Source organism: Mesorhizobium terrae (assembly GCF_008727715.1).
Lineage (GTDB): Bacteria > Pseudomonadota > Alphaproteobacteria > Rhizobiales > Rhizobiaceae > Mesorhizobium > Mesorhizobium terrae.
Genome location: NZ_CP044218.1, coordinates 4,748,609 through 4,755,000, shown reverse-complemented (window position 1 = coordinate 4,755,000; position 6,392 = coordinate 4,748,609). Strand labels below are relative to the sequence as shown.

Below are 6,392 nucleotides of genomic sequence, written 5' to 3'. Positions count from 1 at the left end.
TGACATCGTAAAGAGAAGATTTGTTCGGGTTCCATGTTCGGAGCCTGGCCCTGGAAGGTCCATAACCTTCCGTAAGCGGTCGGGTGATGATGGGCATGGTTCGTCGCTTGGGACGCTCAATCCCAGGCAGATGATGGGTAAGCCTAACCGCGCCCCCGGATAGATCTCGAGAAGCTGGTCTTTTTGTGCCGATGGCATTGGGAAAAATCCCGATGAACATTGGCAATGAGAACGATCAAGTGTCTTAAGGGCAATTGGTGGATGCCTTGGCATGCACAGGCGATGAAGGACGTGATACGCTGCGATAAGCGTCGGGGAGGTGCGAATACCCTTTGATCCGACGATTTCCGAATGGGGAAACCCACCTAAGGTACTTGGAAAATCAGAGTAGCAGAGCGATCTGCTGCTGTGGTTTCCAAGTATCGATATTAGGTAACTTACCCTGAATACATAGGGGTAAAGTGGCGAACGCGGGGAACTGAAACATCTAAGTACCCGTAGGAAAGGACATCAACCGAGACTCCGCAAGTAGTGGCGAGCGAACGCGGACCAGGCCAGTGGCTTTTGTGAGATAAGTGGAACCTTCTGGAAAGTTGGGCCATAGTGGGTGATAGCCCCGTACACGTAATGCGAACAAAAGTCCTAGAGTAAGGCGGGACACGTGAAATCCTGTCTGAACATGGGGAGACCACTCTCCAAGCCTAAGTACTCGTGCATGACCGATAGCGAACTAGTACCGTGAGGGAAAGGTGAAAAGCACCCCGACAAGGGGAGTGAAAGAGTACCTGAAACCGATTGCCTACAAACAGTGGAAGCCCGCAAGGGTGACCACGTACCTTTTGTATAATGGGTCAGCGACTTAGTGTGACGAGCAAGCTTAAACCGGTAGGTGTAGGCGCAGCGAAAGCGAGTCTGAACAGGGCGTTCAGTTCGTCGCATTAGACCCGAAACCGAGTGATCTAGCCATGAGCAGGTTGAAGGTAAGGTAACACTTACTGGAGGACCGAACCCATAACTGTTGCAATAGTTCGGGATGACTTGTGGCTAGGGGTGAAAGGCCAATCAAACTCGGAAATAGCTGGTTCTCCGCGAAATCTATTTAGGTAGAGCGTCGACCGAATACCCTGGGGGGTAAAGCACTGCATGGGCTAGGGGTCCTCACCGGATTACCAAACCTAAGCAAACTCTGAATACCCAGGAGTACTAGTCGGCAGACACACGGCGGGTGCTAACGTCCGTCGTGAAAAGGGAAACAACCCTGACCTACAGCTAAGGTCCCCAAGTTATGGCTAAGTGGGAAAGGATGTGAGGATCCCAAAACAACCAGGATGTTGGCTTAGAAGCAGCCATCATTTAAAGAAAGCGTAACAGCTCACTGGTCTAAATAAGGGTCTTTGCGCCGAAAATGTAACGGGGCTAAAGCCATACACCGAAGCTTAGGGTTCGCAGCAATGCGAGCGGTAGCGGAGCGTTCTGTAAGCCAGTGAAGGGAGACCCGTGAGGGCTCCTGGAGGTATCAGAAGTGCGAATGCTGACATGAGTAACGTAAGGGGAGTGAGAGACTCCCCCGCCGAAAGACCAAGGGTTCCTGCTTAAAGTTAATCTGAGCAGGGTTAGCCGGCCCCTAAGACGAGGCGGAAACGCGTAGTCGATGGGAACCACGTTAATATTCGTGGGCCTGTGGGTAGTGACGGATTGCACAAGTTGTTCGACCTTATTGGATTGGTCGGGCAGCGGAGCGGTTCCAGGAAATAGCTCCCACTTATAGACCGTACCCGAAACCGACACTGGTGGTCAGGTAGAGTATACCAAGGCGCTTGAGAGAACTATGCTGAAGGAACTCGGCAAATTGCACGCGTAACTTCGGAAGAAGCGTGACCCTTTCCTGCGCAAGCAGGGTGAGGGTGGCACAGACCAGGGGGTAGCGACTGTTTATCAAAAACACAGGGCTCTGCGAAGCCGCAAGGCGACGTATAGGGTCTGACGCCTGCCCGGTGCTGGAAGGTTAAGAGGAGGGGTGCAAGCTCTGAATCGAAGCCCCAGTAAACGGCGGCCGTAACTATAACGGTCCTAAGGTAGCGAAATTCCTTGTCGGGTAAGTTCCGACCTGCACGAATGGCGTAACGACTTCCCCGCTGTCTCCAGCATAGACTCAGTGAAATTGAATTCCCCGTGAAGATGCGGGGTTCCTGCGGTTAGACGGAAAGACCCCGTGCACCTTTACTATAGCTTTACATTGGCATTCGTAGTGGCATGTGTAGGATAGGTGGTAGGCTTTGAAGCCAGGGCGCCAGCCTTGGTGGAGCCACCCTTGAAATACCACCCTTATTACTATGGATGTCTAACCGCGGCCCGTTATCCGGGTCCGGGACAATGTATGGTGGGTAGTTTGACTGGGGCGGTCGCCTCCTAAAGAGTAACGGAGGCGCGCGATGGTGGGCTCAGAACGGTCGGAAATCGTTCGCTGAGTGCAATGGCATAAGCCTGCCTGACTGCGAGACTGACAAGTCGAGCAGAGACGAAAGTCGGTCATAGTGATCCGGTGGTCCCGCGTGGAAGGGCCATCGCTCAACGGATAAAAGGTACGCCGGGGATAACAGGCTGATGACCCCCAAGAGTCCATATCGACGGGGTTGTTTGGCACCTCGATGTCGACTCATCGCATCCTGGGGCTGGAGCAGGTCCCAAGGGTATGGCTGTTCGCCATTTAAAGCGGTACGTGAGTTGGGTTCAGAACGTCGTGAGACAGTTCGGTCCCTATCTGCCGTGGGTGTAGGAATATTGAAAGGATCTGTCCCTAGTACGAGAGGACCGGGATGGACGGATCTCTGGTGGACCTGTTGTGGCGCCAGCCGCATAGCAGGGTAGCTATATCCGGACGGGATAACCGCTGAAGGCATCTAAGCGGGAAACCCACCTTGAAACGAGTATTCCCTGAGAACCGTGGAAGACGACCACGTTGATAGGCCGGGTGTGGAAGAGCGGCAACGCTTGAAGCTTACCGGTACTAATAGTTCGATCGGCTTGATCGTTCTCATTCCTAATGTTCATCAAACCAGCGCTCACGCATGAGCGGCCCTTACAGGGCCTATGCTCCGCGGGGGCGCCGGAAAACCGGCGACGCGCAGTCGCGCTTGCGGGCCTTGCCCGGAAGAAACTGCAGTCGCCAGGCACAAAACAGCTTCTCGAATAACGTGCGTTTTGCCGACCTGGTGGTTATGGCGGAGCGGCTGCACCCGATCCCATTCCGAACTCGGCCGTGAAACGCTCCAGCGCTGATGGTACTTCGTCTCAAGACGCGGGAGAGTAGGTCGCTGCCAGGTCTGCCAAACGCACGTTAAATCTTCTCCTTACGATACGGCCCGCCAACGGGATCACGGGCCGCGAAAGCGGCCCTTTCATTTGGCGGATCGGTGGATTTTATGTAGGCAAATGCTTACATAAACTCGGTTGACGCGGGATGGAGCAGCCCGGTAGCTCGTCAGGCTCATAACCTGAAGGTCGTAGGTTCAAATCCTACTCCCGCAACCAAATCTAAAACCCGGCGCAAGGCCGGGTTTTTTGCGTTTGGACAAGGGCGACACGGCTAACGGTCCCATAGGGGCAGCGGCAACGACTGCATCCCGACACCACCCACGCTTAGCCCAGGATCATATCCGCCGCGCGCTGGCCGATCATCATCGTCGGCGCGTTGGTGTTGCCGCTGATCAATCGCGGCATGACGGAGGCGTCGGCGACACGAAGCCCTTCCATGCCGCGTACTTTCAAGGTGCGGGGATCGACGACAGCCATGGCGTCGTTGCCCATCTTGCAGGTGCCGACCGGATGGTAGACGGTCAGCGCCTCGGCGCGCAGATAGGCGAGGATCTCGTCGTCGGAGCGGACGTCCTTGCCGGGCAGTATCTCGGCACCGCGCAGCGGATCGAACACCGACGAGGCGAAGATGCTGCGGGCGATCTTGATGCCTTCGACCAGAACCCGTGCATCCTGCTCGTCGGAGAAGAAGCGGTGGTCGATGTGGATGGCTCGGCGTGAGCCGTCCCGTGAAAGCGTGATTTCGCCGACGCTTTTCGGCCTGAGCACGCAGGTGTGGATCGCATAGCCATGGCCATATTCGACCAGCCTGCCGCGATGGCTGCGGTAGCCGGGCACGAAGTGGAACTGGATGTCCGGTTCTTCGCCGGCATATCTGGTGCGCGCAAAGCCGCCGGCTTCGACATAGTTGGTGGTGAGCATTCCCTTGCGGCGCGCGAGGTACCGGTAGGGCGCGGCAAGGATTCGGGGCAGGTTGGCCAGGGAAAGACCCAGGCCGCGCGTGCTCGACGAGCGTACGGTGATCATGCCGTCGACATGATCCTGCAGGTTCTTGCCGATACCGGGCAGATCGTGAGCCGGCGCAATACCAGCGCGCGACAACTCTTCGGCGGGGCCTATTCCGGATTCGAGCAGGATCTGGGGTGAGTTGATGGCACCCGCCGAAAGCACCACTTCGCGGGCCGACAGTGTCGTCTCCACGCCTTCGCGCAGGACGCGGACACCGGTCGCGCGCTTGTCCGCGACGACGATGCTCTTGACCTGGCACTCGCTCAATATGGTCAAGTTCGGGCGGTTTATGACCGGGCGCACGAAGGCGGTGAACGCGCTGAAACGCTGTCCACGGTCCTGCGTCACGTTGTAGACGCCGAGCCCAAACTGGCTCTCGCCGTTGAAATCGCTGTTTTCCGGAAGGTTCGCAGCGCGACCGGCCGCCACGAACATGCGCGATAATTCGTTGGGATCGCGGGGATTGTCGACCAAAAGGTCCCCGTCGCTTCCGTGGTAGTGGCTGTCCTGGCCGATCAGGTTGCGCTCCAGCCGCTTGAAGACCGGCAGCACGTCATCATAGGACCAGCCGTTACAGCCGAGGCGCGCCCATTCGTCATAATCGGCGGCGGAGCCGCGGATGTAGACCATCGAGTTGATCGAGGTCGAGCCGCCGAGCGCCTTGCCGCGATTGACCGGAATGCGGCGGCCGTTCAGCTGCGGCTGCGGCACGCCGACATAACAATAATCGTAGTTCGGATTGCCGTAGAGCGAGAGGATGCCCGCCGGCACTTTGACGCGCAGGCTCTGGTCGCTGCCGCCGGCTTCGATCAGGCAGACCCTGGTTGCCGGATCGGCGCTGAGGCGGTTCGCCAAGACGCAGCCGGCGGAGCCGGAGCCAACGACGATGTAGTCAAATGGTTCATTCATGGCTTTTGTCGAGCGAGCAGGGGGACGACCCGCCCATGGAATGGGCGGGTATGAAATGCCAAGTGAATCAAGGCGATCGACGGTCTATTGAAGGAGCTGGGTCCAGACCTTGGTCACCAGTTCCTGCGCGGCCGGCGAACAGGCCTGGCCCATCTTGACCGGCGCGGACGGGAACAGTTCGGGCGCGTTCTGCTTGTTATAGAGCGCCTTCGCTTCATCCACCTTCACCGGCGACGAATGGCCGTAGTAGTTGTACTGGCCGGTCGCGTTGTCGAGTTCCGTCATGAAGTTGATGAATTTCTTGGCGTTTTCGATGTTGGTCGCGCCCTTCGGCACGACGTAGGAATCGAGCCAGCCGACCAGACCTTCCTTAGGCATCGCATATTCGACATTGGCCTTGTCGTTGCGGCGCAGCCGCATGGTGTTGCCGTCCCACCAGAAGTGCATGGCCACTTCACCACCGCCGATGCGGTTTTCGATGTTGTCGCTCGAATAGGCAGCCACGAACGGTTTTTGTGCCTTCAACAGGTCGAGAACGCGCTTCATCTCCTGCGGGTCTTCGCTGCAATATTTGATGCCGAGATAGTTCTGCGCGGCGGGGATGACTTCGTCGGGCTGGGCGAGGCTGGCGATCTTGCCCTTCAAATCCTCGGACGGCTCGAAGTAGATTTTCCAGCTGTCGACCGGGCCCTTGTAGAGGTTGCGGTTGACGGTGAAACCGGCATTGCCATAGGCCAGCGGCACGGAATAGTTGCCGGTCGGGTCCCACCATTGCTTCTGCCATTGTGTCGAGATCTGCTGGAAGGCGGGCATCGAACTGGCGCCGATATCCTCGAGCAGGCCGCTGTCGATCATGATCTTCACGAAATGCTGGGACGGCGTGACGATGTCGTATCCCGACGAGCCGGCCTGCAGCTTGGTCAAGAGATCTTCGTTCGAGGAGAAGGCGTCGACGGTGACCTTGATCCCCGTCTCCTTTTCGAACTTCGCGACCATGTCGGGCGCGATGGAATCGGCCCAGGCATAGATCGAAAGCGTGCCTTCGGCCCACGCGGAGGCCGTCGCCAAAAGGCTGATGGCGCTGGCGGCGGCAAGCGTTGAGATGCGGATGCGGATAGGCATGGAGTTCCCCTTATCTTTATGGTTCGGGGAACGATAAC

General features: G+C 57.5%; 2 protein-coding genes, 1 tRNA gene and 2 rRNA genes. 3 read left to right on the top strand and 2 right to left on the bottom strand.

Annotated features, from left to right (window positions below; genetic code table 11):
- Positions 1 to 233: 233 nt before the first annotated feature.
- The 3 genes from FZF13_RS23960 (at position 234) to FZF13_RS23950 (ending at position 3,531) form a co-directional block, all read left to right on the top strand.
- A 23S ribosomal RNA gene (locus tag FZF13_RS23960) occupies positions 234 to 3,032 on the top strand.
- 176 nt (positions 3,033 to 3,208) lie between these two features.
- Positions 3,209 to 3,323 (top strand): 5S ribosomal RNA (gene rrf, locus FZF13_RS23955).
- A 131-nt stretch (positions 3,324 to 3,454) separates the two neighbouring features.
- Positions 3,455 to 3,531 (top strand) — tRNA-Met (locus tag FZF13_RS23950).
- A gap of 108 nt (positions 3,532 to 3,639) precedes the next feature.
- Here FZF13_RS23950 and FZF13_RS23945 read toward each other — a convergent pair.
- The gene (locus tag FZF13_RS23945) at positions 3,640 to 5,232 is read right to left on the bottom strand and encodes a GMC family oxidoreductase (protein ID WP_024922109.1); all 1,593 of its coding nucleotides are present in this window, start codon (positions 5,230 to 5,232) and stop codon (positions 3,640 to 3,642) included.
- A gap of 84 nt (positions 5,233 to 5,316) precedes the next feature.
- Complete coding sequence (locus FZF13_RS23940; protein ID WP_024922110.1) at positions 5,317 to 6,354, bottom strand: extracellular solute-binding protein; 1,038 nt, start codon at positions 6,352 to 6,354, stop codon at positions 5,317 to 5,319.
- Positions 6,355 to 6,392: the final 38 nt, after the last annotated feature.